Annotated in this window: 23 protein-coding genes and 1 pseudogene; 18 read left to right on the top strand and 6 right to left on the bottom strand. The window is 60.7% G+C overall.

Annotated elements, in window-relative coordinates:
* Nucleotides 1-59: 59 nt before the first annotated feature.
* Nucleotides 60-584: pseudogene (locus H096_RS13705) on the bottom strand (Mpo1-like protein).
* A gap of 83 nt (nucleotides 585-667) precedes the next feature.
* Here H096_RS13705 and H096_RS13700 point away from each other — a divergent pair.
* A complete protein-coding gene (locus H096_RS13700) occupies nucleotides 668-1,354 on the top strand; it encodes a Crp/Fnr family transcriptional regulator (protein WP_033898894.1) in 687 nt (228 codons plus the stop codon).
* A 38-nt stretch (nucleotides 1,355-1,392) separates the two neighbouring features.
* A complete protein-coding gene (locus tag H096_RS13695) occupies nucleotides 1,393-1,758 on the top strand; it encodes a response regulator (protein WP_033898890.1) in 366 nt (121 codons plus the stop codon).
* Nucleotides 1,759-1,774: 16 nt separating this feature from the next.
* Here H096_RS13695 and H096_RS13690 read toward each other — a convergent pair whose 3' ends face one another.
* Nucleotides 1,775-2,779: an AraC family transcriptional regulator gene (locus tag H096_RS13690; RefSeq protein ID WP_033898888.1), complete on the bottom strand. Its 1,005-nt coding sequence runs from the start codon at nucleotides 2,777-2,779 to the stop codon at nucleotides 1,775-1,777.
* A 101-nt stretch (nucleotides 2,780-2,880) separates the two neighbouring features.
* Between H096_RS13690 and H096_RS13685 the strand changes: the two genes are divergently transcribed.
* The gene (locus tag H096_RS13685; RefSeq protein WP_033898886.1) at nucleotides 2,881-3,975 is read left to right on the top strand and encodes a fatty acid desaturase; all 1,095 of its coding nucleotides are present in this window, start codon (nucleotides 2,881-2,883) and stop codon (nucleotides 3,973-3,975) included.
* On the opposite strand, the gene H096_RS13680 is transcribed toward H096_RS13685, so the two are convergent.
* The 3 genes from H096_RS13680 to H096_RS13670 form a co-directional block, all read right to left on the bottom strand.
* On the bottom strand, nucleotides 3,866-4,801 hold the full coding sequence (locus H096_RS13680) for a LysR family transcriptional regulator (protein ID WP_033898884.1): 936 nt from the start codon (nucleotides 4,799-4,801) through the stop codon (nucleotides 3,866-3,868). The genes H096_RS13685 and H096_RS13680 overlap by 110 nt on opposite strands.
* Before the next feature lie 97 nt (nucleotides 4,802-4,898).
* The gene (locus H096_RS13675; RefSeq protein WP_033898881.1) at nucleotides 4,899-6,068 is read right to left on the bottom strand and encodes a CynX/NimT family MFS transporter; all 1,170 of its coding nucleotides are present in this window, start codon (nucleotides 6,066-6,068) and stop codon (nucleotides 4,899-4,901) included.
* A complete protein-coding gene (locus H096_RS13670; RefSeq protein ID WP_033898971.1) occupies nucleotides 6,055-6,516 on the bottom strand; it encodes a nucleoside deaminase in 462 nt (153 codons plus the stop codon). Before H096_RS13670 ends, H096_RS13675 begins: the two co-directional genes overlap by 14 nt.
* A gap of 108 nt (nucleotides 6,517-6,624) precedes the next feature.
* Here H096_RS13670 and H096_RS13665 point away from each other — a divergent pair, with 108 nt between their 5' ends.
* From H096_RS13665 to H096_RS13610, 12 genes are all read left to right on the top strand, one after another.
* Nucleotides 6,625-7,476 carry a LysR family transcriptional regulator gene (locus H096_RS13665; protein ID WP_033898878.1) on the top strand — a complete coding sequence of 284 codons (852 nt, stop codon included), beginning with the start codon at nucleotides 6,625-6,627 and terminating at the stop codon, nucleotides 7,474-7,476.
* Nucleotides 7,477-7,716: 240 nt separating this feature from the next.
* Nucleotides 7,717-8,529 (top strand): energy transducer TonB, encoded by an 813-nt coding sequence (locus H096_RS13660; protein ID WP_033898876.1) that lies wholly within the window; start codon nucleotides 7,717-7,719, stop codon nucleotides 8,527-8,529.
* Nucleotides 8,530-8,580: 51 nt separating this feature from the next.
* Complete coding sequence (locus H096_RS13655; protein WP_156487848.1) at nucleotides 8,581-9,303, top strand: MotA/TolQ/ExbB proton channel family protein; 723 nt, start codon at nucleotides 8,581-8,583, stop codon at nucleotides 9,301-9,303.
* Nucleotide 9,304: 1 nt separating this feature from the next.
* Nucleotides 9,305-9,706, top strand: coding sequence for a biopolymer transporter ExbD (locus tag H096_RS13650; protein ID WP_010565408.1), 402 nt, complete (start codon nucleotides 9,305-9,307; stop codon nucleotides 9,704-9,706).
* A gap of 173 nt (nucleotides 9,707-9,879) precedes the next feature.
* Entirely contained in the window at nucleotides 9,880-10,461 is a 582-nt protein-coding gene (locus H096_RS13645; RefSeq protein ID WP_033898867.1) for an alpha/beta hydrolase, read from the top strand.
* A 50-nt stretch (nucleotides 10,462-10,511) separates the two neighbouring features.
* The gene (locus tag H096_RS13640; RefSeq protein WP_033898865.1) at nucleotides 10,512-11,438 is read left to right on the top strand and encodes a sigma 54-interacting transcriptional regulator; all 927 of its coding nucleotides are present in this window, start codon (nucleotides 10,512-10,514) and stop codon (nucleotides 11,436-11,438) included.
* A 127-nt stretch (nucleotides 11,439-11,565) separates the two neighbouring features.
* A complete protein-coding gene (locus tag H096_RS13635) occupies nucleotides 11,566-12,348 on the top strand; it encodes a MetQ/NlpA family ABC transporter substrate-binding protein (RefSeq protein WP_033898862.1) in 783 nt (260 codons plus the stop codon).
* Between the two features lie 302 nt (nucleotides 12,349-12,650).
* A complete protein-coding gene (locus H096_RS33175; protein WP_082461560.1) occupies nucleotides 12,651-14,021 on the top strand; it encodes a TcdA/TcdB catalytic glycosyltransferase domain-containing protein in 1,371 nt (456 codons plus the stop codon).
* A 336-nt stretch (nucleotides 14,022-14,357) separates the two neighbouring features.
* A complete protein-coding gene (locus H096_RS13625; RefSeq protein ID WP_003187615.1) occupies nucleotides 14,358-15,023 on the top strand; it encodes an amino acid ABC transporter permease in 666 nt (221 codons plus the stop codon).
* A complete protein-coding gene (locus H096_RS13620; RefSeq protein WP_033898855.1) occupies nucleotides 15,004-15,663 on the top strand; it encodes an amino acid ABC transporter permease in 660 nt (219 codons plus the stop codon). Before H096_RS13625 ends, H096_RS13620 begins: the two co-directional genes overlap by 20 nt.
* A complete protein-coding gene (locus H096_RS13615) occupies nucleotides 15,660-16,436 on the top strand; it encodes an amino acid ABC transporter ATP-binding protein (protein WP_033898852.1) in 777 nt (258 codons plus the stop codon). Before H096_RS13620 ends, H096_RS13615 begins: the two co-directional genes overlap by 4 nt.
* Nucleotides 16,433-17,281: a transporter substrate-binding domain-containing protein gene (locus tag H096_RS13610; protein WP_033898850.1), complete on the top strand. Its 849-nt coding sequence runs from the start codon at nucleotides 16,433-16,435 to the stop codon at nucleotides 17,279-17,281. Before H096_RS13615 ends, H096_RS13610 begins: the two co-directional genes overlap by 4 nt.
* Nucleotides 17,282-17,322: 41 nt before the next feature.
* Here the strand turns inward: H096_RS13610 and H096_RS13605 are convergent, their stop codons facing one another.
* Nucleotides 17,323-18,483, bottom strand: a complete 1,161-nt coding sequence (locus H096_RS13605) for an AAA family ATPase (RefSeq protein WP_033898968.1) — start codon at nucleotides 18,481-18,483, stop codon at nucleotides 17,323-17,325.
* Nucleotides 18,484-18,604: 121 nt separating this feature from the next.
* On the opposite strand from H096_RS13605, the gene H096_RS13600 reads away from it, so the two are divergent.
* The 3 genes from H096_RS13600 to H096_RS13590 are packed head-to-tail and all read left to right on the top strand — an operon-like array spanning nucleotide 18,605 to nucleotide 23,804.
* Entirely contained in the window at nucleotides 18,605-19,687 is a 1,083-nt protein-coding gene (locus H096_RS13600; RefSeq protein WP_033898848.1) for an efflux RND transporter periplasmic adaptor subunit, read from the top strand.
* Complete coding sequence (locus H096_RS13595; protein WP_033898846.1) at nucleotides 19,684-20,754, top strand: efflux RND transporter periplasmic adaptor subunit; 1,071 nt, start codon at nucleotides 19,684-19,686, stop codon at nucleotides 20,752-20,754. The genes H096_RS13600 and H096_RS13595 overlap by 4 nt, the downstream gene beginning before the upstream one ends.
* Nucleotides 20,751-23,804 carry an efflux RND transporter permease subunit gene (locus H096_RS13590; protein ID WP_033898837.1) on the top strand — a complete coding sequence of 1,018 codons (3,054 nt, stop codon included), beginning with the start codon at nucleotides 20,751-20,753 and terminating at the stop codon, nucleotides 23,802-23,804. The genes H096_RS13595 and H096_RS13590 overlap by 4 nt, the downstream gene beginning before the upstream one ends.

Below are 23,804 nucleotides of genomic sequence, written 5' to 3'. Positions count from 1 at the left end.
CTGCATAACCCTGTGGGAGCTGGGCAAGCCCGGCTCCCACAGTGGATCTTCATTAATCTTCAAACCGTGGCACGTTTTTCTCTTGCGGCCACCGGACCCGAACGCTCCTCGATCTGCTGCTTGAGGTCATGGCGCAACCCCAGCAAAAACGCCAACTCCGCCACCACAAACAACGGCCCCACAATCAACCCCGACACGTCATCCACAAACGCCGGTTTCCTGCCTTCGTAGTAGTGCCCGACAAACTGAATCACCCAGCCCACCACAAACATGCCGATACCGCTGCTCAGCCACACTAAAGTGCTCTGCGCCGCCAGCACATGCCCGGCCCACACCGACAAGCCCATCAACACCGTCATCAGCACGCCCAGCGCCAGTTCGAGTCGCAGGTAAAACCATGCCGAAAACAGCGCGAGCATAACGGCCGGTGAGATCCACACGCCACCTGCGGCCCACTCCGGGCGTGACAGCAGCACGGCCACCGCGACGACAATCAGCGGAATGCCGATAAAGTGGCTGGCAATATTGCGCGGGTCGCGGTGTTAGGCAGCGTATTGACTGAGGTGGTCGACGAGGCTTTTCATTGTTGTTCCTCCTGTAGGATGCTTGATCATGCCCTGTCACCCGGTGGCGAACTGTCAGCTGGGCGACAATCTTCGGAGTTCTCATGGACGCAGAGCAATGGCACGCGCGGTTGGCCACCGGTCATTGGTTCAGCCGCCTGCCGGGACCTTTTCAGCATAGCTTGCTGGCCCATGCCCGGCTGCGGCAGCTTACGGCTGGGCAGTACCTGTTCAAACGGGGTGATCCGCCTTGTGGTTTGTATGCGGTACTCGACGGCAGCCTGCGGGTCAGTGCGGTGAATGAGCAGGGCAAAGAAGCCATCCTCAGCCTGGTCGAGTCGCCCTACTGGTTCGGTGAAATCAGCCTGTTCGACGGTCTGCCACGCACCCACGATGCCTGCGCCGTCGGGCCGTGCACATTGTTGCAAGTGCCGCAGCAGGCGCTACTGAACATCCTGGATGAAAATCCCCGGTACTGGCGTGACCTGGCCTTGTTGATGAGCCAGAAATTGCGCCTGAGTTTTATCGGCCTCGAACAACTCAGCCTGATGCCGGCCTCGGTCAGGTTGGCCCATCGCTTGTTGATGATCGTCGAGGGCTACGGCGATATCGACCATTCAAAACGCGTGCTGCAATTGCCCCAGGAAGACCTGGCGGCAATGTTGAGCCTGTCGCGTCAGACCACCAACGCCTTGCTCAAAGACCTGCAAGCCCAGGGCATCGTGCGTTTGGGGTACGGAGAGATCGAAATCCTCGACGCGCATCGGCTGCGGGAGGCGGGGCACACCTGAGGGTGTTAGCCTGCACGCCTGATCAATCGAGGTGTGTTATGCGCGTGCTGTTAGTGGAACATGAGTCCGACGAGGCACAGCGGATGGCCTGGGGCCTGAACGAAGCCGGTTACACCGTGGAAGTGGCGGCCAATGGCATGGCGGCGTTGCGGCTGGTGGAAAGCACCGAATACGACCTGGTGATTCTGGATGTGATGTTGCCGGGATTGAATGCCTGGAAGTTGCAGCAGGCGATTCGCTTGAAGGGCAAGACGCCGATGTTGTTCCTGACGACCCCTGGGGGTATTGAAGACCGCCTGCGTGGGTTGGAACTGCATGAGGAAGACTATTTGCTCAAACCCTTCGAAGCCAAGGTTCTTGTTGTGCGGGTAAAGAAATTGTTGCGGCGTGATCGCGGGCGCTGAGTTGTTTGAGCGATCGCTATCGTAACCCATCCCTGAACTGCCCCGGCGTCATCCCCGTCCAGCGCTTGAACGCACGGTTAAAGCTGCTGGTATCTGCAAAACCGAGCAGATGGCTGATTTCCGCCAGTGAGCACTGCGGGTCCCGCAGGTGCAACAGCGCCAGGTTCTCACGGCACTCATTGAGCAACGCATCAAATCGGCACCCCTCATCCGCCAGGTGCCGCTGCAAGCTGCGCAGGCTCAGGTGCAGCGCTTGGGCGACTCGCTCGGCGCTCGGTTCGCCGTCGGGCAACTGCGCTTCAATCACGCGGCGTACCTTGCGCTCCCAGGTCAGCGGTTGCAGTTGGGCGAGGGTGCGCTTGAGCACGGTTTCGTTATGTTCGGCCAGTTCGGGGTTGGCATCGTCCAGGTGGCTGTCGAAATCCTGCGCGGCGAACTCCAGGCGGTCCTCCTCCGCGCCGAAAAACACCGGCGCGCGAAATACTGTGTGCCATGGCTTGGGATCGGCCGGTTCCGGCCTTCGCAGGTACACCGCCAGCGGCGCGTATTCGCGCCCCAGGCGATTGCGGCAGGTACGCACATAGATCGCCGCAAACGCATCGATGGCCTCGAACGCCGGTGCCGGACTCTGGGCCGGTCGCAGCAAGCGAAAGCGGTAACGTTCTCCCTCCCGACTCAGTTCCAGCGTCAAAGCATCACTGACCACCTGGTGATAACGCACGATGCGCTCGAACACTTCCCGCAAGCTGCCACTGGCCACCAGCGCATAACCCAGCGCATGAAAGGTGGTGGGGCTGACAAATCGCGACACCCGCAGCCCAATCGCCGGATCACCACTGGCCTGCACCGCCAATTCCCACAGACGCGTGGTGGCCGACAGCGGGTAGCGGGCGTTGGGATCGTCCATCTGCTGCGGGTCGAGCCCGGCTTGCTGGCACAACGCGGCGCTGTCGAGGCCCAAGGCATCGAGCTGCTTGCGCAGGGCGCGGGTCCAGCTGGCGAGGGAAGTGGGTTCGGTCATGACGATTGGCGCTTGCGGTCAACAGGTTGGCGTCCGGGGCTAGCGTCCTGCCAGATCGCTTGGGGCAGGATGGGCGCATCAATACACAAGAGGATGGGAGCATGGACGGTACTTCTGCAAGTCCCCAACAGATGAACGCACAACAGCGTTCGGCGCATATCCGTGAAGTGGTGCTGGCCGAAGGCGTGCGCCTGCGCCAGCAGCACCCCTGGCTGTTGCATCAGGACGCGCTGGGCGCGGGCATCCTGGCGTTTGCGCTGCTCGGTATGCTGGGCTCGGCGGCGCTCTACATCACGGGCCATATGGCCTGGTGGGTGTGCCTGCTGCTTAATGCCTTCCTGGCTTCGCTGACCCACGAGCTGGAACACGACCTGATCCACAGCATGTACTTTCGCAAGCAGCGCCTGCCCCACAACCTGATGATGGGCCTGGTGTGGCTGGCGCGGCCTAGCACCATCAACCCGTGGGTGCGCCGCCACCTGCACCTCAACCATCACAAGGTCTCCGGCACCGAGACCGATATGGAAGAGCGCGCCATCACCAACGGTGAGCCCTGGGGCTTTGCGCGGTTGTTGATGGTTGGGGATAACGTGATGTCGGCCTTCATCCGCATCCTGCGGGCCAAGACCTGGAAGCATAAACTGGCGATCCTCAAGCGCTCGCTGCTGGTGTACGCGCCGCTGGCGCTGCTGCATTGGGGCGCGTGGTATGTGTTCCTCGGCTTTCATGCGGCCAACGGCATTGCCAGTCTGCTCGGTGCACCCATCGCGTGGTCTGCCGGCACCTTGCAGATGATGCACGTGATCGATATCGCCGCCGTGGTGATCATCGGCCCTAACGTGTTGCGTACCTTTTGCCTGCACTTTGTCAGCTCCAACATGCACTACTACGGTGATGTGGAATTGGGCAATGTGATCCAGCAGACTCAGGTATTGAACCCCTGGTGGATGTGGCCGCTGCAGGCGTTCTGCTTCAACTTCGGCAGTACCCACGGCATCCACCATTTTGTGGTGAAGGAACCGTTTTACATCCGTCAGATGACCGCCAGGGTGGCCCACAAGGTGATGGCTGAGATGGGCGTGCGGTTCAATGATTTCGGGACGTTTGCGCGGGCCAATCGGCTGGGTTTTCCACCGCCAGCAGGGTTTCGATCAGCGCCTTCGCCGCAGGCGACAAACGCACCCCAGCGCGGCTGATCACCCCGCAACGGTTGCTGAGGCTGTCAAGCGCGTGGGGCAGATTGCGCCAATGCAGCGCCTGCAATTGGCCGCTGGCGAATGCGTCGACGAAGGCTTCCTCGGCACCCAGGCCGATGGCGTCGGATTGCTTCACGATGGTGGCCAATGCGGCAAATTGTTCAAGCTCTATGGCGGGCGCAAAGTCGATGCGCCCACTGAGGTTGGCCAGCAGTTTGCGAATGCCAGGCGCAATCAGTGGCGTGGCCAGCGGGTAGCCGAACAGGTCGTTGGTGGAGAGGCTGTCCTTGGCCAGCAGCGGGTGCCCGGCGCGGCAGAAAAACACGCTGCGCCGAGGCGTCAGGGCCTGGGTCTGGAAGTTCGGGTCAGCCTCAAAGTGACGCACGTCGGCGATAAAGAACTCGATCTCTTCACGGTTCAGGCTGCGCCCGAGTTTCTCCCAGTTATCCACCTGCAAGGCAGTGCGCACCTTGGGGTAGGTGGAGACAAAGCGCGCCATCGCCTGGGGCACCAGGTTCACGGCAGCCACGGCGTCGCTGCCCAAGCGCACTTCGCCCGCATCGAGTTTGGTCATGCGCGTGACTTCATGGCTCAGCAACGCCGCGCCTTGCACCAGGCTCAATGCGTGTTGCAACACCACCTGGCCTTCGGGGGTGGGACGCAGGTCTTTATTCGCGCGGTCCACCAACACGCAGCCGAACTCCTGTTCCAGGCCCTGGATGCTGCGGCTGAACGCCGGCTGCGTGATGCCCATGGCATCCGCCGCGCGCACGAAACTGCGGTGCTCGTTGAGCGCGATGAAGTAGCGCAGTTGGCGAAGGTCCATGGTATGCCCGGCATCCTTTAGGGGAACCGGGATTTTAAGGTGACGGCTTATTCCGTCAATGAAGCATTATTGTTTTATCTAGATCTTAAATGCATATCTATAGAGCGGGCGCCGTGCGGTAAGTGGCGGGGCTGAATACCCGGGTCACCACCAGCATCGCCACCGCTGTCACCGTCAGCACCACCCAGGCACTGACAAAACTGCCGGTGAGTTCACGCAGCCAACCGGTCAGCCACGGCGAAATCGCATTGATCAAAAAGCCCACGCCCTGCACGAACGCCGCCAATTGTCCGGCTTGGCGCGGGTCGCGGTGGTGGTCGAGGGTCAGCAGCAGGCTCAGGGCAAAACACGCGCCCAGGCCGAAGCCACACAGCGCCACCCACAGATGGGGAAACTGCAACGGCGCCATCAGGAGGCCGAGATAGCCAATGGTTTGGGCCAGCAGGCTGATCCACAGCAGTGGCCGCCGATCAATCCCTCGTTGCGCCAGCACGGGCATCAACAGCGCGGCGATTACCTGGAAGATGGTCATGAAGGCCAGCAACGAGCCACTGGGCAACACATCCCATCCCAGTTGCTGGTAGTAGGCCGGCAGCCACGCAACCATGCTCATGTAGCCGCAATTTACCAGGCCGAAATACAGCGCCAGCAGCCAGGCGCGGCGATTGCGCAGGCCCTTGAAGGCGGGGATGACGTTCGCGCTTTTTGCCGCGCCCAGTGGCAACCAGGCCCACAACAGCAGCGCGGCCAAGGCCGGCAGCAACCACACACCGAGCCCGGCTTCCCACCGCTGAAAATGCGTGGCCACCACTGGGCTGATCAGCGCCGCCAGCCCACCACCGGCCATTAGCGAGGCAGAGTAAACCCCCATCGCCACCGGCACGCGGTGATGAAATTCGCGCTTGATCATCGCTGGCACCAACGCCTGGATCAACGCGACACCGGCGCCACCGAGCAACGCGGTCACCAGCAGCGTCGAACCCTGGCCCATCAGCCAGCGGGCCAGGCACGCCAGCAGGATCATCATCAAGCCCAGGGCAATGCCACGGCGTTCACCCAGTTGCGCTTCAACCCGCACGCCCACCAGCGCCACAAGGCCCATGCACACCACGGGCAGGCTGGTGAGCAGGGCGCTGCTCTGGAAGCTCAAGCCGGTGGCCAGGCGAATCTCACCGAGCAACGGGCTGATGGAGCTGAGGATCGGCCGCAGGTTGAGGCCCAGGACCACCAACAGGCCCCAGCCAGCGAGGGATTTATTCAGGGGCATGCAGGTTTTTCCAGTGCTGGTACAGCGTGGTCATGGCCGCATCCGGCAGATGCTGGATCGGCAGGCGCTGCTCGCTCACTGGCAGGCCCACCTGCTGCCCGATCGCCGCTGTCGACAGGCCAAAGGGCTCGGCCATTTCGTTGCTGGCGGCAAACACCACCCGTTCCACACCGCACAGATACATGGCGCTCAGGCACATCGGGCAGGGTTGGCCGCTGGCGTAGATCACGCAGCCATCCAGGCGCGTGCCGAGTTGCTGGCTGGCAGCGCGGATCGCCAACAATTCGGCGTGGGCGGTAGGGTCCTGGGTCAGATGGATTTCATTCACCGCTTCAACCAGCACTTCGCCGCCTTGCGTCAACACCGCGCCAAACGGTCGGCCACCCTGGGCGACGTTGGTCTGGGCAAGTTGGATCGCGCGTTGCAGGTGCTGGTGATCGTCGGTCATGGAAATCCCTCCGGGCATGATTGGAGGGTGAAGTATGGGTAGCCGTCAGAGTATTCTGAAATTAAATATAACCATGCTAACCAGTGGCAAATGGAATGGTAAGCGCCCATGTTCGATCCCGTATTATTGCGCAGCTTTGTCGCCGTCGTGGATTGCGGCAATTTCACCCGCGCCGCCGAGCGTCTGCACCTGACCCAATCCACGGTCAGCCAGCAGATCCGCCGATTGGAAGAGGCGGTGGCATGTCAGTTGCTGGACCGCGATCAGCGCCGCGTGGTCGCTACGGCGGAAGGCGAGCGCTTGCTGGCCTATGCGCGGCGCATCCTGGCGCTGCATGAAGAAGCCGCCGATGTGTTGATCAGCCAGCAAAGCGACGGCGTGTTGCGCCTGGGTGTGCCGGAGGACTTTGCATCCGAACGCCTCATGCCGCTGCTCTCGGCCTTTGTACTGGCGTTTCCAAGGGTGCGCCTGGAAGTCACCAGCGGCCTGGGCCCCGAGTTGCAGCGCCAGTACCGTAGCGGAGAGTTCGACGTGTTGTTGGTCAAGCAGATGGGCGACAGCGACGACTGCCTGGCCTCATGGCCGGAGCCCTTGTGCTGGGTGGACAGCCGCAGCACGCCGTCCCTGGGGCGCGATCCTTTGCCGTTGGTGGCATTTCCCGTAGGCGGCCTGTACCGCAATGAAATGCTGCAACACCTGGAAGTGGGCGGCTGGCGCTGGCGCATCGGGTACTCCAGCGCGAGCCTGGCGAGTGTGTGTTCGGCGGTGGCGGCGGGGTTGGGCATCAGTTTGTTACCCCGTCGCGTCGTACAGGCAGGGCATAGCGTGCTGGGCCCGGACAGCGGCTTGCCGAGGGTGCAAGGCGTGCGTCTGGCGTTGTATGGCCGCAGTGGCTTGGGCGCGGCTGGGCAAAGCCTACAACGCCAACTGCTTGATTTGTGTGCAAACAGCCCCGCCTGATCAATGCCTTTACTGAATATTTCTTATGCCTGAAAGGCATTCAAAAACAACGCCTTTGCGCCAGCCCCCGCAGGACGGGGCTTTGCCGTATCCAAGTGTTTCATTTATTCAATTTAGATCTATGTATAACTTTAAAGATTACTTTAAGAGATAAGCGTCTGGCCCCGATGATTCAACCCTCGACGGCCTTCCACGCAGGCCTGTCGGTTTTTTTGTTTCAAAACTGTAGGGAGTGAATCAATGGGCAATGTCCAGACCGCCGCCAGTGCACATGAGGCGCAATGGCGCCAGGCACAGGGTGGTGAGTTGGTCGACCTTGGCCGGCCGCACCGCGCGCCGTTGGGGCAGTTGCGCACGCAGAAAACGCCGAAGCGTTTCTCCAGCCGTCGCGAAGGGATCCTGCTGGGTTTGCTGGTGCTGGCCCTGCACGGCGTGGTGATCTACTGGGTGAGCCAGAAGCCGACCCCGGTGTTGCCGATCGTGCCGCCGGAAATTCCGCCGATGACGATCGAGTTTTCCCAACCGGCACCTCCCGTGGTGGAACCGCCGCCTCCCGTGCCGCCGCCACCACCGCCGCCTGTTGTCGAGCCACCGCCGCCGGTGGTGGATGAATTGGCCGCCAAGCCAGCGCCGCCTAAACCGATTCCGAAACCCAAGCCTAAGCCGGTTCCAAAGCCTGAGCCCAAGCCCGCACCGAAGCCCGTCGAGCAGCCGCCCGCGCCACCGACACCGGCACCACCTGCGCCTCCAGCACCACCGGCGCCGGCCCCGGTAACACCCGCTTCGGCCAACGCCGCGTACCTGAAGAACCCGGCGCCGGAGTACCCGTCACTGGCGCAGCGGCGCGGTTGGGAAGGCACGGTGTTGCTCAGGGTCCAGGTACTGGCCAGTGGCAAGCCGGGTGAGATCCAGATCCAGAAAAGCAGCGGTCGCCAGCAACTCGACGACGCCGCCCTGGCAGCGGTGAAGCGCTGGAGCTTTGTACCGGCCAAGCAGGGCGATGTGGCCCAGAACGGCTGGGTCAGCGTACCGATCGATTTCAAGATTCACTAACTATTCGGCTGCGGTGTGTTGCACACGCCGCGACCTGCACAGAGGGAAAACATCATGGCATTAGCATCTCCACTTGAATCCATCGAAAGCGCGGTGATCTGGCTGCTGGTGGTTTTTTCGGTCGCTACCTGGGGCCTGGCCCTGCTCAAGGGCGTGCAGTTCGGTCGCCTCAAGGCGCAGGATCGCAAGTTCCACAAACAGTTCTGGGCGGCGTCGAGTCTCGACTCGGCCGCCGAGCTGGCCGAAACCCAGCCGGGCGCCGCGGCCCGTGTGGCCCAGGCCGGTTACGCCGCGATCCAGGTGGGCGAAACTCCGCACGCGGCCGACCTGAGCCAGGCGATTAACCACCAGGACCGCCTCGAACGCGCCTTGCGCCAGCAGATCGTGCGTGAACGCCGCTCCTTGGAAACCGGCCTGGCCGTGGTCGCCAGTATCGGTAGCACCTCGCCGTTCATCGGCCTGTTCGGCACCGTGTGGGGCATCATGGAAGCGCTCAAGGGTATCAGCGCTGCGGGCTCCGCCAGCCTCGAAACCGTGGCCGGCCCGATCGGTGCGGCGCTGGTCGCGACCGGTGTGGGTATCGCCGTCGCGGTGCCTGCGGTGCTGGTCTACAACTATTTCCTGCGTCGCCTGAAGCTGACCGCTGCCGACCTGGACGACTTTGCCCACGACTTCTACAGCCTGGCCCAGAAGAACTCCTTCCGCGTGCTGCTGCACCCGGCCCTGAACAAAACCAATGCCGGCAACCCGCAGAAAGTGAAGGAGGCGTCCTGAGATGGCCTTCTCCACGCAAGACAGCGATGAGGTGCTGAGCGAGATCAACGTGACGCCGTTGGTGGACGTGATGCTGGTGCTGCTGGTGGTGTTTATCGTCACCGCGCCGCTCTTGACCAACGCAATCCCGATCAACCTGCCCAAGACCGAGGCGGTCGCGCCGGTGGAGCAGAAAGACCCGCTCGTGGTGAGTATCGACGGCGCCGGCAAACTGTTTATCAACAAGGATGAAATCCAGCCGGACCTGCTGGAATTCAATCTGCAGGCGGCCAAGGCCAAGGATCCCGATGTGCGGGTGCAACTGCAGGCTGACGATGGTGTGAACTACGGCGAAGTGGCGCGAGCCATGGCGTCGATCGAGCGCGCGGGGATTACCAAGCTGTCGGTGATTACCGCACGTTAATTGCAAAAGCCTCGACAATTTTTTGGCCGTCTCCTTGGCAGGGTGCGGCCTTTTTTTTGCGTAAAATCCTTTTGTGATTTTGGTTATTAATAAATAGCTTCTTATTCCTTAACGAATATAACCCCCGTCCCTATACTGTTCAGCAACGTTAAACGCTGCAGGAGGGCACACCCATGCACAGCGAGTCGATTCGTTATCTGATCGTGCCGGGCTGGCAAGGATCGCCAGAAGATCATTGGCAAAGTCACTGGCAGAACAGCCTGCCCAACAGCGCCCGCGTGGAGCAAGATGACTGGCTGACGCCCCGTCGCGAAGACTGGGTCGCCGCGCTGGCCGAGGCCATCGCGGCCGACAGCACGCCGGTGATCCTGATCGCCCATAGCCTGGGCTGCATCACCGTGGCGCATTGGGCGGCCACAGCGCCGGTGCAGTTCCTGCGCCAGGTACGCGGCGCCTTGCTGGTGGCACCGGCCGATGTCGAGCGTCCTGCCTGTGCTCCCGCCTTGCGTAATTTCGCGCCCATCCCCACCGACCTGCTGCCGTTTCCGAGCCAGGTGGTCAGTTCCGACAACGACAGTGCCGTGAGCGCGGCTCGGGCCCTTGAGCTGGCCCGTCACTGGGGCGCTGAAGCCGGGATTCTGTCCGGCGCCGGGCATATCAATGTGAAGTCCGGTCACCAACGCTGGGAGCAGGGGTTTGCTTACCTGTACCGCCTGCAAAGCCGCCTTGAGCATCACGCCCGGCGCACTGCCTGAACACTTTTCAACGCCCCGTCCCTTAAGTGGATTGGGGGCGGGAGCCTGCCATGAGTCTGCATGAAACCTACGGCCAGCCGTTGCTGACCTTCCCCGACGCCGAAAAAAGCCCGCTGAGCATTCGCGCCAAGGCATTGGTGTTTGTCGATCCCCGTTCGCGTCAACTGCGCGAAGACCTCGAAAGCCTTGCACCACGCGCCTTGCCCGTGTTGATTCGCGGCGAGACCGGCAGCGGCAAGGAGCTGCTGGCGCGCCACATTCACCGTGGCAGCGACCGTACCGGTTTGTTTGTCTCGGTCAATTGCGGCGCCATCAGCCCGACCTACGCCGATGCCGAATTGTTTGGCTATGCCGCCGGTAGCCACAGCGGCGCGGTCAGCAGCCGGGCCGGTTGGTTTGGTTCGGCGAATGGCGGCACGTTGTACCTGGATGAGATCGGCGATTTGCCGCTGCCGATCCAGGTAAAACTTCTGGCCGCCCTGGAAAACCACGAAGTCACCCGCGTCGGCGCCCATCAGCCCAGCCCGGTGGATGTGCGCCTGGTCGCCGCCACCAGCATCGACCTGGCCCAGGCTGTGGCCGCCGGCAAGTTCCATGAGCGCTTGTTCCATTACTTGAGCGAAGGGCGGCTGGACTTGCCCGCACTGCGCGAGCGCGTGGGTGACATTCTGTCCTTGGCCGAGTACTTCCTGGGCATCTACAGCCAGCGCCTGGACCTGCCGGTGCCGTTGATCAGTGACGCCGCCCAGCGCGTGCTGGAACTCCACAGCTGGCCGGGCAATACCCGCGAGCTGGAAAACGTCATTCACTTCGCGTTGCTGGTGAGCAGCGGCGACGAGATCCTGCCCGAGCATCTGAACCTGCCGGTCGCAGGCTCGCCATTGGAACAGGTGCAGCGGATTTTCCAGAGCGCGAGCGCCGCCGAGCGGGAAACCGTGCTGAAATTCCTACATGAACAAAATGGAATATCAACGTGAATAAAAGATATTGTTCGGGAATAAAAAATCTAGGTATTGTCCCATTCACGCCGCGATAGCACTTCGCTGGCACACTACATAAAAATCGGTCGTCAGAGACGCCCCGCAATTCCGATAAGGACACTGCATGAAAAAGGTTCTGTTGTTTACCGCACTGGCGGCTGCCCTGACTGCAAGCTTCGCCCAGGCCAACGAGAAACTGGTCGTTGCCGCGACCCCGATCCCCCACGCCGAGATCCTCGAGTTGATCAAGCCGACCCTGGCCAAAGAAGGCGTGGACCTGCAGATCAAAGTCTTCACCGACTACGTTCAACCTAACACGCAGGTGGCCGAAAAGCGCCTGGATGCCAACTACTTCCAGACCCTGCCGTACCTGGAAAACTTCAACAAGGGTAAGGGCACCAATCTGGTGACCGTGGTCGGTGTGCACGTTGAACCCATCGGCGGCTACTCGAAAAAGATCAAGAACATCTCTGAGCTCAAGGATGGCGCCACTGTGGCCATCCCGAACGAAGGCTCCAACAGCGGACGTGCCCTGTTGCTGCTGCAAAAGAATGGCCTGATCACGCTGAAAGATCCGACCAATGCCCTGTCCACGCCGAAAGACATTGCCAGCAACCCGAAAAACCTGAAGTTCAAGGAACTGGAATCGGCGCTCCTGCCACGCGTGCTCGACCAGGTTGACCTTGACGTTATCAATACCAACTACGCCCTGGAAGCTGGCCTCAACCCAGCCAAAGACGCGCTGATCATCGAAGACGCCAAGTCGCCGTACGTGAACTTCCTGGTGGCTCGCCCGGACAACAAGGACAGCGACGCTATCCAGAAACTGTCCAAGGCCCTGACCAGCCCGGAAGTCAAAGCGTTCATTGAGAAGAAGTACAACGGCGCGGTCGTGCCTGCGTTCTGATGTAACTCAAAACCCCCTTCAAGGTTTGAACGCCGACGGCTTGCATCGCGTCGGCGTTTTTTTATTCCGGTTTTTTGATAAAGAAGAGAACTTAGATTAAAGGCGTTAAATAAATTATTGGTTGAAGGTCACCGTTGAGTTCATCGGCGGGCCTGATGGATTGTGTCTGAGTGTATCTTTAAATTGTCTTACATTTTACGTTTTGCTTAGTTGGTTTAGTAGGGCCAAGCTTGCGCGTGTTGTAAGAGTCATCGCATGGAGGCGCCCGTGAGTTCTACCAACTTTTGGAAGCCAGTGTCATTATGATGAAATCCATTTCTCCTTACGATGTACGAACCCCTATGGCTGGCCATGTGAATGACGCTACTCATTCGCCATCTGCTGCAGGATTTGAAGCAAAATACCCCGAAGATCAGTTCAAGCCAGTCCCCAATAATATTCACATGGTCTGGGTGGGCTCCAAACCGGGTTCGAACCAGGATACTTATTTACGCCAGTGGGCCACCATGAACCCGAACCATAAAATTATGTTATGGGTTGACTCTACTCAGTTTGATGCTTACGCAACTAATAAATCGGCTCAGGCAAAAGCCGAAAGTGTTTACCCAAACTACCAGTCAGAAAGACCCGTTCGAGGGTTGTTCAGTCAGCTTAAGACAGCAATTAATAACCCGCTGCAATGGCCTCGCAATCAAATCGAGCAGAAGCAAGTTATTGCAGAACTTAATAAAGAACTTTTGTCTTCAGGTAACAAAGCATTGAAGGAAGCATTGCTGCCAGAGGGTGGAAAAGTTACGCCCCAGAACGCCTCTCAAGTGCTCAGTGCTTTTGAGCGTCACGCTTCACGTACCGATGACAAGTTTCATCAAGCAGAAGCCACCATTCTTGACCAGACGACAAAGTCCTGGGACCGCTACGCCAGTAACCCTCCCGGTGACACGACGACCCTGGCGGCTTTACAGGAGCGTTTCAGCGATCTGAAGAACGTGCAGATACGTGACTTGAGCAATCCTGCCGACATACGCCTGCAAAACAAGGACGTGTATCAGCATGAAATCATGGGCCGCAACGGCGGTTACGCCGCAGCTTCCGACGTCGCCCGATATGAAATCGTCAATCACTATGGCGGCACCTACACGGATATTGACCTGGAAAGCGTGCGCCCGCTTGACGGCGCCTTAAATGCCCACCCAGACCTGATGCTGGTCGGCATGGCTGCAGGCAAGAGTGAGGCAAGTGGCAACGCCACCCCCTATTTTGCCAACGCGCTGTTCTCCAGCCACTCCCAGAGCGCGATGCTGAAGAGCCTGATTGATGACATCGGGGACAAATACCGTTCGATGAACGGCAATGAATACGCCGGCGATCGTTACTTCAGCCGTCCGAATAAAAGTACCATCGAAACCACCGGGCCCAATGCACTACGTGGGCATGTTGACAGGGTGATACAAGAAGCCAAAGGACGACCGGACCTGATCCGTAACGACGCCGCCTCCTCTGCAGAACGTATCTGGGACATGGCAAAGCCACAGAATAAAGAGTACTGGGGCCTGGTGGATTCCCACTTCAAGTTCCCGGACAACTACGTCAACTTTGAGACCGAAGAACAGCAAAACAGCGCCACCAAAGCCATGGCGGGAGGTGCTGATCGGCAGCCTTCCACCCAAGGTTGAGCCTATGAAAAAAAGCCTCACCATGGTGAGGCTGTTTTTTTACAGCGCCTGACTATTGATCGCCCTGCGCAGCGCCATCAACCACTTCACCAACTCCTGCGGATCCATCGGTTTCACTTCCTGCATGGTTCAATCCCTCGAATCTCAGACCCCCCAACCATAGCTGCCACCCGGCAAACCCGCGAATCCGGTGGTTATCTTTTTGGGTGATATCAATATGCCATTTTGGTATTTAAATTTTCTTTTTTATACCTTTAAAGTTCGCGCTACCCGGCGTTACCCACGCCGGATCGGATTGCGCCCGCTGCATTACCCTTGCGGCGTCATGGACTGGAAATGACCTTCGATTTCGCTTTTATCCTCAGCACCCTGCCGGCTTTCCTCAAAGCCGTGGGCGTGACGTTGCAAGTGGGCCTGATCGCCATTGCCACCTCGTTGCTAGTGGCGCTGATCAATGCGGCGCTGCTGGTGTTTCGCACGCCGTACCTGTCGCGCCTGGTCGCGTTGTATGTGGAGCTGGCGCGTAACACGCCGCTGCTGATCCAGCTGTTCTTCGTGTACTTCGCGCTGCCGGCCCTGGGCTTCAATATTTCCGGGTTCTGGGCGGCGATCATCACCATGACCTTCCTCGGCGGTGCCTACCTCACCGAAGTACTGCGTGCCGGTGTGGAAGCGGTGCCGCTGGCGCAGATCGAGTCGGGCAAGTCCATCGGCCTGTCCGACTGGCAGCTGTTGCGCCATGTGATCCTGCCCCAGGCCGGCATCCTCAGCCTGCCGGCGCTGTTCGCCAATTTCATCTTCCTACTCAAAGAGACCACCGTGGTCTCCGCCGTGGCGGTGCCGGAGATTCTCTACACCACCAAGAGCTACATCGCCCTCTACTACAAGACCTACGAAATGCTCGCCGTACTGACGCTGATCTGCGTGTTGCTGTTCTTGCCGCTGTCGCTGTTGCTCAGCCGCCTGGAAAGGAGGCTCCAGCATGGCCAGTTCGGGTCTTGAGTTGCTGTGGGTGTCGTTGCCGCAACTGGGCAAAGGCGCTGCGCAAACCTTGTCGATTTCATTCTTGAGCATCGCCTTCAGCACTGTCGGCGGCGTGCTGTACGGCGTGTTGCGCACCTTGAACAACCGGCTGATCAACGCGGTGCTGCGGGTGTACCTGGAGCTGTTCCGCGCGATCCCGGTGCTGGTGTGGCTGTACCTGCTGTTTTTCGGCCTGCCGATTTTCTTCGGACTGAGCATTCCGAGCTTCTGGTGTGCAGTGCTGGTGCTCTCGTTGTGGGGCGCCAGCGAAGTGGGCGAGGTAGTGCGTGGCGCCTTGCATTCGTTGCCCCGTGGCCAGCGTGAAGCGGGGCTGTCGATTGGCCTCTCGGACCCGCAACTCTACGGCTATGTGCTGCTGCCCCAAGCCCTGAAACGCATGACCCCGCCGACCATCAACGTCTACACGCGGATCATCAAGACCAGCTCCCTGGCGGTGCTGATTGGCGTGGTGGATGTGATCAAGGTTGGCCAGCAAATCATCGAACGCACCTATGAGTCGGTATTGATCTACGGCGTGCTGTTCCTGTTTTTCTTCTTTATCTGCTACCCGTTGTCGGCCGCCTCCAAGGTGCTGGAACGGCGCTGGGCCCAAGCATGAGCGCATTGATCGAGTTCCAGGGTTTCAACAAATTCTTCGGCGAGGCGCAGGTGCTCAAAGGCATCGACTTGAGCGTGCAAAGCGGCGAAGTGGTGGTGATCCTCGGCCCCAGCGGTTGCGGAAAAAGCACCTTGCTGCGTTGCCTCAACGGCCTGGAAGTGGCCCACAGCGGCAGCCTGCGGTTTGCCGGCAAGGAGTTGTTGGGCAAACAAACCGACTGGCGGCAGGTGCGCCAAGACGTCGGAATGGTGTTCCAGAGCTACCACCTGTTCCCGCACATGAGCGTGCTCGACAACATCCTGCTCGGCCCGTTGAAAGTGCAAAAGCGCGACCCGCGCGAAGCCCGCGAACAGGCCGAGAAACTGCTGGAACGCGTAGGCCTGGCCGACAAGCGCGACGCCTTCCCGCGCCAGCTCTCCGGCGGCCAGCAGCAACGCATCGCCATCGTCCGTTCACTGTGCATGAACCCTCAGGTCATGCTCTTTGATGAGGTCACCGCCGCCCTCGACCCGGAAATGGTCAAGGAAGTGCTGGAAGTGATCCAGGGCCTGGCCCGCGATGGCATGACCCTGCTGATCGTTACCCACGAAATGGCCTTCGCCCGCGCCGTCGCCGACCGCGTGGTGTTTATGGAAGCCGGTCGCATCCTCGAACAGAACACCCCCGAGGCATTCTTTACGAACCCGCAAACCGCACGCGCGCAGCAGTTCCTGGAGAAGTTCTCCTTTGTTTCAACACTGCCCAAAAAACCTAAGGAACTTGCGCTGATATGAAAAAGTTACTGCTGCCACTGTTTGCCGTCGCTTTACTGGTCGGCTGCGATAAAAAGGCCGAAGAGCCTGTAAAACCTGCCGCTGTCAGTTACATCGACAAGATCAAGGCCCGCGACAAGCTGATCGTCGGCGTATTCACCGACAAACCGCCGTTTGGTTTTGTGAACGAAGCCGGCCGCTACGTTGGTTTCGATACCGACATCGGTCGCCAATTCGCCAAGGACCTGCTGGGCGATGAAAACAAGGTCGAGTTCGTGGCCGTCGAGCCGGCCAGCCGCATTCCGTTCCTGCAAAGCGACAAGGTCGACCTGATCCTCGCCAACATGACCGTGACCCCGGAACGCAAGGAAGCGGTGGACTTCACCAACCCCAACCTGAAAGTGGCGGTGCAGGCCCTGGTGCCGAACGACAGCGCCGTAAAAAGCCTGAATGACCTGGCTACCCGCACCACCATCGTCACCACCGGCACCACCGCCGATATTTGGCTGACCAAGAACCACCCGGACTGGAAACTGCTCAAGTTCGAGAAAAACTCCGAGTCGCTGCAAGCGCTGTCCGCCGGCCGTGGTGATGCCTACGCCCAGGACAACCTGGTGCTGTTCAGCTGGGCCAAGCAGAACCCGGGTTACCGTGTGCTGGAAGAAAAACTGGGTGATGAAGCGCCGATTGCACCGGCCGTGAAGAAGGGCAACATCGAGTTGCGCGACTGGGTGAATGCCGAACTGGCCAAGTTGGGCGAGGAGAAATTCCTGCTCAAGCTGTACGACCAATATGTGCGTAAAGAGCTGAGCGATGACACCAAGCCTGAGAGTGTGATTGTTGAAGGCGGGAAGTGGCAGGGCTGATCTCTATTTGCTCGTTCCCACGCTCTGCGTGGGAACGAGCATTACTCCGGCCAATGCCACGCCGGCGCATCCAAAATCCCCTGGCCCACAATCCGGGTCTCCCCCAGCACCTTCTCCAACACAATCGAATTGCACCCCGCATCCTGCTGCAACGCTGCAATCAAGCGGCTGGCATGGGACACCACCCACACCTGGCACTGCTGGGACGCCTGGATTATCAAGCGCGCCAACGCCGGCAGCAGGTCCGGGTGCAAACTGGTTTCCGGCTCGTTCAGTACCATCATGGTCGGTGGCCGAGGTGTGAGGAGCGCTGCGATCAGCAGCAGGTAACGTAAGGTGCCGTCCGACAGCTCCGCCGCCGACAATGGCCGCAGCAAACCTTCCTGATAAAACTCAATCGCAAAGCGCCCACCCTGCAATGGTTGGATATTCAGGCGCGCGCCGGGGAAAGCATCGCTGACCGCACGCTGCAAGGCCTCGGGATCGCCGATTTCACGGATGGTCTGCAACGCCGCCGCCAGGTCGCGCCCATCGTGATGCAACACCGGCGTGCGTGTGCCCAGTTGTGGCTGACGCACCGGCGCGTCCATATCACTGCGAAAGTGATCATAAAAGCGCCAGCCACGGATGCTTTCGCGCAACAGCAACACCTCCGGTGAACCGCGCAGGTTGCCGACCTGATCGAACAGGCTGTGGTAGTTCGGCGTGTACTGGGCCAGCACATCCCAGGCGCGACCCTCACGCGCCCGCACCATCGGCCCGGAACGCTGCACCAGCAGGCTGGCCGGGCGGTAGAGGTGGCCGGCCCAGATGCATTCCTTCTTGACCTCGGGGTCGAGAGAGAAAAACGACTCGCTCGGTTCAGGCAGCCCCAAGGAAATGGCGTAGCTGAAATCCTCCCCGGCAAACCCCAGGCGCAGGCGTTTCACGCCTTGGCGCACGGTGGACTCAATCGGCACCTCGCCGTTGTGCATGCGCCGGCTGATGGTCTCCGGTCCGGCCCAGAAGGTCGAATCCAGCCCACCCTCACGGGCCAGCGCATTGATCACCCCGCCCTGGGCGGTTTCCGCCAGCAGGCGCAGGGCGCGGTACAAGTTGGACTTGCCACTGCCATTGGGGCCGGTGACCAGGTTGAGTCGGTCCAGGGGCACTACCAATTTATTGATCGAGCGGTAATTGGCCACCGCGAGGGTCTTGAGCATGGGCATTCAGTCGGCGTGGGAACCATTGGAGTATGGGAGCCTCCATGCAGATAAGGAACCCTGAACTAAGCTCACAGTCGCATACACACTGGCACGTCGGCATCACGCACAAGGAGCCTGCATGGGCGGTCGCATTTGCACCTTTATTTTCGGACTTGGCCTACTGGCGCTGTTAAGCGGCTGTGGCGAGGAAAAGGCTGAGCCCAAGCAGCATTCGCGGGTATTTGTGCAGACCGTGCAGCCGGCTGACTTCGCCGCGGCGGTCACGCTGACCGGCGATATCCAGGCCCGTGTGCAAACCGACCTGTCCTTCCGCGTCGGCGGCAAGATCATCCAGCGCATGGTCGACGTCGGTGATCGGGTGAGCGCCAAGCAAGTGCTGGCCAAGCTCGATCCCAAGGACTTGCAGACCAACGTCGATTCCGCCCAGGCCCAGGTCGTGGCCGAGCAAGCGCGGGTCAAACAGACGGCCGCCGCCTTCGTGCGCCAGGAAAAGCTCTTGCCCAAGGGCTATACCAGCCGCAGCGAATACGACTCCGCCCAGGCCGCGTTGCGCAGCAGCCAAAGCGCCTTGGCCGCCGCTCAGGCCCAGCTGGCCAACGCCCGCGAACAGCTCGGCTACACCTCGCTCATCGCCGAAGCCCCCGGCGTGATTACTGCGCGACAAGCCGAAGTCGGCCAGGTGGTGCAGGCCACCGTGCCGATTTTCAGCCTGGCCCGGGATGGCGAGCGCGATGCGGTATTCAACGTCTATGAGTCGCTGTTGGTGGAGCCGCCGCCGGAGGCGCCGATCACCGTCAGCCTCTTGGATAACCCGAATATCAAGGCCGTGGGCAAGGTGCGTGAAGTTACGCCCGCCGTGGCCGCCAATACCGGCACCGTGCAGGTGAAAATCGCCCTGCAAGCGTTGCCCAAAGGCATGGAATTGGGCTCGGTGGTCAGCGCCACCGCCAACGGCCCGGCCAAGGCCAGCATCGAATTGCCTTGGGCCGCGCTGACCAAGGACCTCAGCGAACCCGCCGTGTGGTTGATCGACAGCGACGGCAAGGCCCAACTACACAAAGTCAGCGTGGCGCGTTATCTCACCGGCAAAGTCATCATTGGCGATGGCCTCAAAGGTGGCGAAAAAGTCGTGGTGGCCGGCGGGCAATTGCTGCACCCCGGCATGATTGTCGAGATTGCCCAGCAGGGAGCCCAGCCATGAAGCGCCTGACGGGAATATTCGCCGCCAGCCTGTTGCTGGTGGCCTGCTCCAAGGAAGAACCGCCACCCGAGCCTGTGCGCCCCGTGCTGTCGATGGAAGTGAAAGCCGAGGACCAGGAAAACCTCGGCCGTTTTGCCGGCACCATCCAGGCGCGTTATGAAAGCAACCTGGGCTTCCGCGTGCCCGGCCGCATTGCCCGCCGCGCCGTGGACGTGGGCGCCGAGGTGGAGAAGGGCGCCTTGCTTGCCGTCCTCGACCCCACCGACCAACAAAACCAATTGCGCGCCGCCCAGGGCGATCTGGCTCGTGTGCAGGCGCAATTCATCAACGCCCAGGCCAATGCCCGCCGTCAGCAGGAATTGTTCAACCGTGGCGTCGGCGCGCAGGCCCAGCTGGATATTGCCCAGACCGACCTTAAAACCACCCAGGCCTCTCTTGACCAGGCACAAGCCTCGGTCAACCAAGCCAAGGACCAACTCAACTACGCCGAACTGCGCACCGACCACGCTGGCATTGTCACCGCGTGGAATGCCGAAGCCGGCCAGGTGGTCAGTGCCGGTCAGCAAGTGGTGACCCTGGCCCGCCCGGATATCAAGGAAGCGGTGATCGACCTGCCCGCCGGCCTGGCCGAGCGCCTGCCCCATGACGTGGTGTTCCTGGTCGCCGGGCAACTCGACCCAAGTGTCAACACCACCGCCATCGTGCGCGAGATCGAACCCCAGGCCCAGAGCGCCACGCGCACCCGGCGCGCGCGGCTGACCCTGGCGGAAACACCGCCTGCGTTCCGCCTCGGCACAGCGATCAGCGTGACCTTGAGCACCGCCATTGCGCCACGCATCGAAGTGCCTTTGAGTGCCTTGCAGGAGGTCGACGGCAAGACCCGCATCTGGCTGCTCGACACCCAAAGCCAGACCGTGCAACCGCGCGACATCAGCCTGATCAGCCGTGACGCCAACAGCGCCTTGCTCAATGGCGGCGTCAAACCCGGCGAGCGTATCGTCACTGCTGGCGTGAACAGCCTGAAGCCTGGGCAAAAAGTCAAAATCGACGAGGACAGCCCGCGATGAAAGGGAGCTTCAACTTATCCGACTGGGCCCTCAAGCATCAGTCCTTCGTCTGGTACCTGATGTTCGTCGCGCTGCTGATGGGCGTGTTTTCCTACATGAACCTGGGCCGGGAGGAAGACCCTTCGTTCACCATCAAGACCATGGTGATCCAGACCCGCTGGCCAGGCGCGACCCAGGAAGAAACCCTCAAGCAGGTCACCGACCGCATCGAGAAAAAACTCGAAGAACTCGACTCCCTCGACTACGTGAAAAGCTACACGCGGCCAGGCGAGTCCACGGTGTTCGTGTTCCTCAAGGACACCACCAGCGCCAAGGCCATCCCGGAGATCTGGTACCAGGTCCGTAAAAAGATCGACGACATTCGCGGCACCTTCCCCCAGGGCTTGCAGGGCCCATCGTTCAACGATGAGTTCGGTGACGTGTTCGGCTCGGTGTACGCCTTTACCGGCGACGGCCTGTCGATGCGCCAGCTGCGCGACTACGTGGAGCAGGTGCGCGCCGAGATCCGTTCGGTGCCGGGGCTGGGCAAGGTCGAGATGATCGGCCAGCAGGACGAAGTGATTTACCTGAACTTCTCCACGCGCAAACTGGCGGCCCTGGGGATTGACCAGCGCCAGGTGGTGCAGAGCCTGCAGTCGCAGAATGCGGTGACGCCGGCCGGGGTGATTGAGGCCGGGCCGGAGCGGATTTCCGTGCGCACGTCGGGGCAGTTCGCTTCGGAGAAAGACCTCGCCAATGTGAATCTGCGGCTCAATGACCGTTTCTATCGCCTGGCGGACATTGCCGATATCAGTCGTGGCTATGTGGACCCGGCGCGACCGATGTTCCGGTTCAACGGCAAGCCGGCCATCGGCTTGGCGATTGCCATGCAGAAGGGCGGCAATATCCAGTCGTTCGGCAAGGCCCTGCATACGCGAATGGACGAGCTGACCGCCGACCTGCCGGTGGGCGTCGGCGTGCACAAGGTGTCCGACCAGGCGGAAGTGGTGGAAGAGGCTGTCGGCGGCTTTACCAGCGCGTTGTTCGAGGCGGTGATCATCGTGCTGGTAGTGAGCTTTATCAGCTTGGGCATGCGCGCCGGCTTGGTGGTGGCGTGTTCGATTCCGTTGGTGCTGGCGTTGGTGTTCGTGTTCATGGAATACAGCGGCATCACCATGCAGCGGGTGTCCCTGGGCGCGCTGATTATCGCCCTTGGCCTGCTGGTGGACGACGCCATGATCACCGTCGAAATGATGATCACGCGCCTGGAGAAAGGCGAAACCAAGGAGCAGGCAGCGACCTACGCCTACACCTCCACGGCGTTCCCGATGCTGACCGGTACGCTGGTGACGGTCGCCGGTTTTGTGCCCATCGGCCTCAACGCCAGTTCGGCGGGCGAGTACACCTTCACTCTGTTCGCGGTGATTGCCGTGGCGATGCTGGTGTCGTGGGTGGTGGCGGTGCTGTTTGCGCCGGTAATCGGCGTGCATATCCTCAGTGCCAAGGTGAAGCCTCACGATGCCGAGCCGGGGCGAATTGGCCGGGCGTTCAATGGCGGCATGCTCTGGGCCATGCGTAACCGTTGGTGGGCGATTGGCATCACCGTGGCGCTGTTTGTGGCGTCGGTGTTCTCCATGCAGTTTGTGCAGAACCAGTTCTTCCCGTCATCGGACCGCCCGGAAATCCTGGTTGACCTGAACCTGCCGCAAAACGCCTCGATCAACGAGACGCGCAAGGCCGTCGACCGCCTGGAAGCGATCATCAAGGACGACCCGGACATCGCGCGTTGGAGCACCTATATCGGTCAGGGCGCGATTCGGTTCTACCTGCCGTTGGACCAGCAACTGGAAAATCCCTACTACGCGCAGTTGGTCATCGTGAGCAAGGGCCTGGAAGAGCGCGGCGAGTTGATCGCACGCTTGCAAAAGCGTCTGCGCGATGACTTCGTCGGCATTGGTAGCTTTGTGCAGCCGCTGGAAATGGGCCCGCCGGTAGGTAGGCCGATTCAGTATCGCGTGTCGGGCAAAGACACCGACCAAGTACGCAAACACGCCATCGAACTGGCGACCTTGCTCGACAAGAACACCCACCTGGGCGAGATCATCTACGACTGGAACGAGCCGGGCAAAGTGCTGCGCATCGACATCGCCCAGGACAAGGCGCGCCAGCTGGGGCTGTCGTCGGAAGACGTGGCGCAGTTGATGAACAGCGTGGTCAGCGGTGCCTCGGTGACCCAGGTGCATGACGATATCTACCTGATCAACGTGGTCGGCCGCGCCGAAGATGCCGAACGCGGTACGCCGGAAACCTTGCAGAACCTGCAGATCGTCACACCCAACGGCACCTCGATTCCGCTGCTGGCGTTCGCCACGGTGCGCTACGAGCTGGAGCAGCCGCTGGTGTGGCGCCGCGACCGTAAACCGACGATCACCATCAAGGCGTCGGTGCGTGATGAGATGCAGCCGACGGACCTGGTGAAACAGCTCAAGCCGGAGATCGATAAGTTCAGCGCCGGCTTGCCGGTGGGCTACAAGGTCGCCACCGGCGGCACCGTGGAGGAAAGCGGCAAGGCCCAGGGCCCGATTGCCAGCGTGGTGCCGTTGATGCTGTTCCTCATGGCGACCTTCCTGATGATCCAACTGCACAGTGTGCAGAAGATGTTCCTGGTGGCGAGTGTCGCGCCGCTCGGTTTGATCGGCGTGGTGCTGGCGCTGATCCCCACGGGCACGCCCATGGGCTTTGTGGCGATCCTGGGGATTTTGGCGCTGATCGGCATCATCATCCGTAACTCGGTGATTCTGGTGACGCAGATTCACGAGTATGAAGTGGCAGGTTATTCACCGTGGGATGCGGTGGTGGAGGCTACCGAGCACAGGCGCCGGCCGATCCTGCTCACGGCAGCCGCTGCAAGCCTGGGCATGATCCCCATCGCGCGTGAGGTGTTCTGGGGGCCAATGGCCTACGCGATGATTGGCGGGATCATCATTGCGACTTTGCTTACACTTTTGTTTTTGCCTGCGTTGTATGTGGCTTGGTACAAGATCCGCGAGCCCAAACACGAACAGAGCTGA

The organism is Pseudomonas sp. FH1 (genome assembly GCF_000510895.2).
GTDB classification, from domain to species: Bacteria; Pseudomonadota; Gammaproteobacteria; order Pseudomonadales; family Pseudomonadaceae; genus Aquipseudomonas; species Aquipseudomonas azotoformans_A.
The sequence above is the reverse complement of the archived record's forward strand: the minus strand, read 5'-3'. Positions and strand labels throughout refer to the sequence as shown.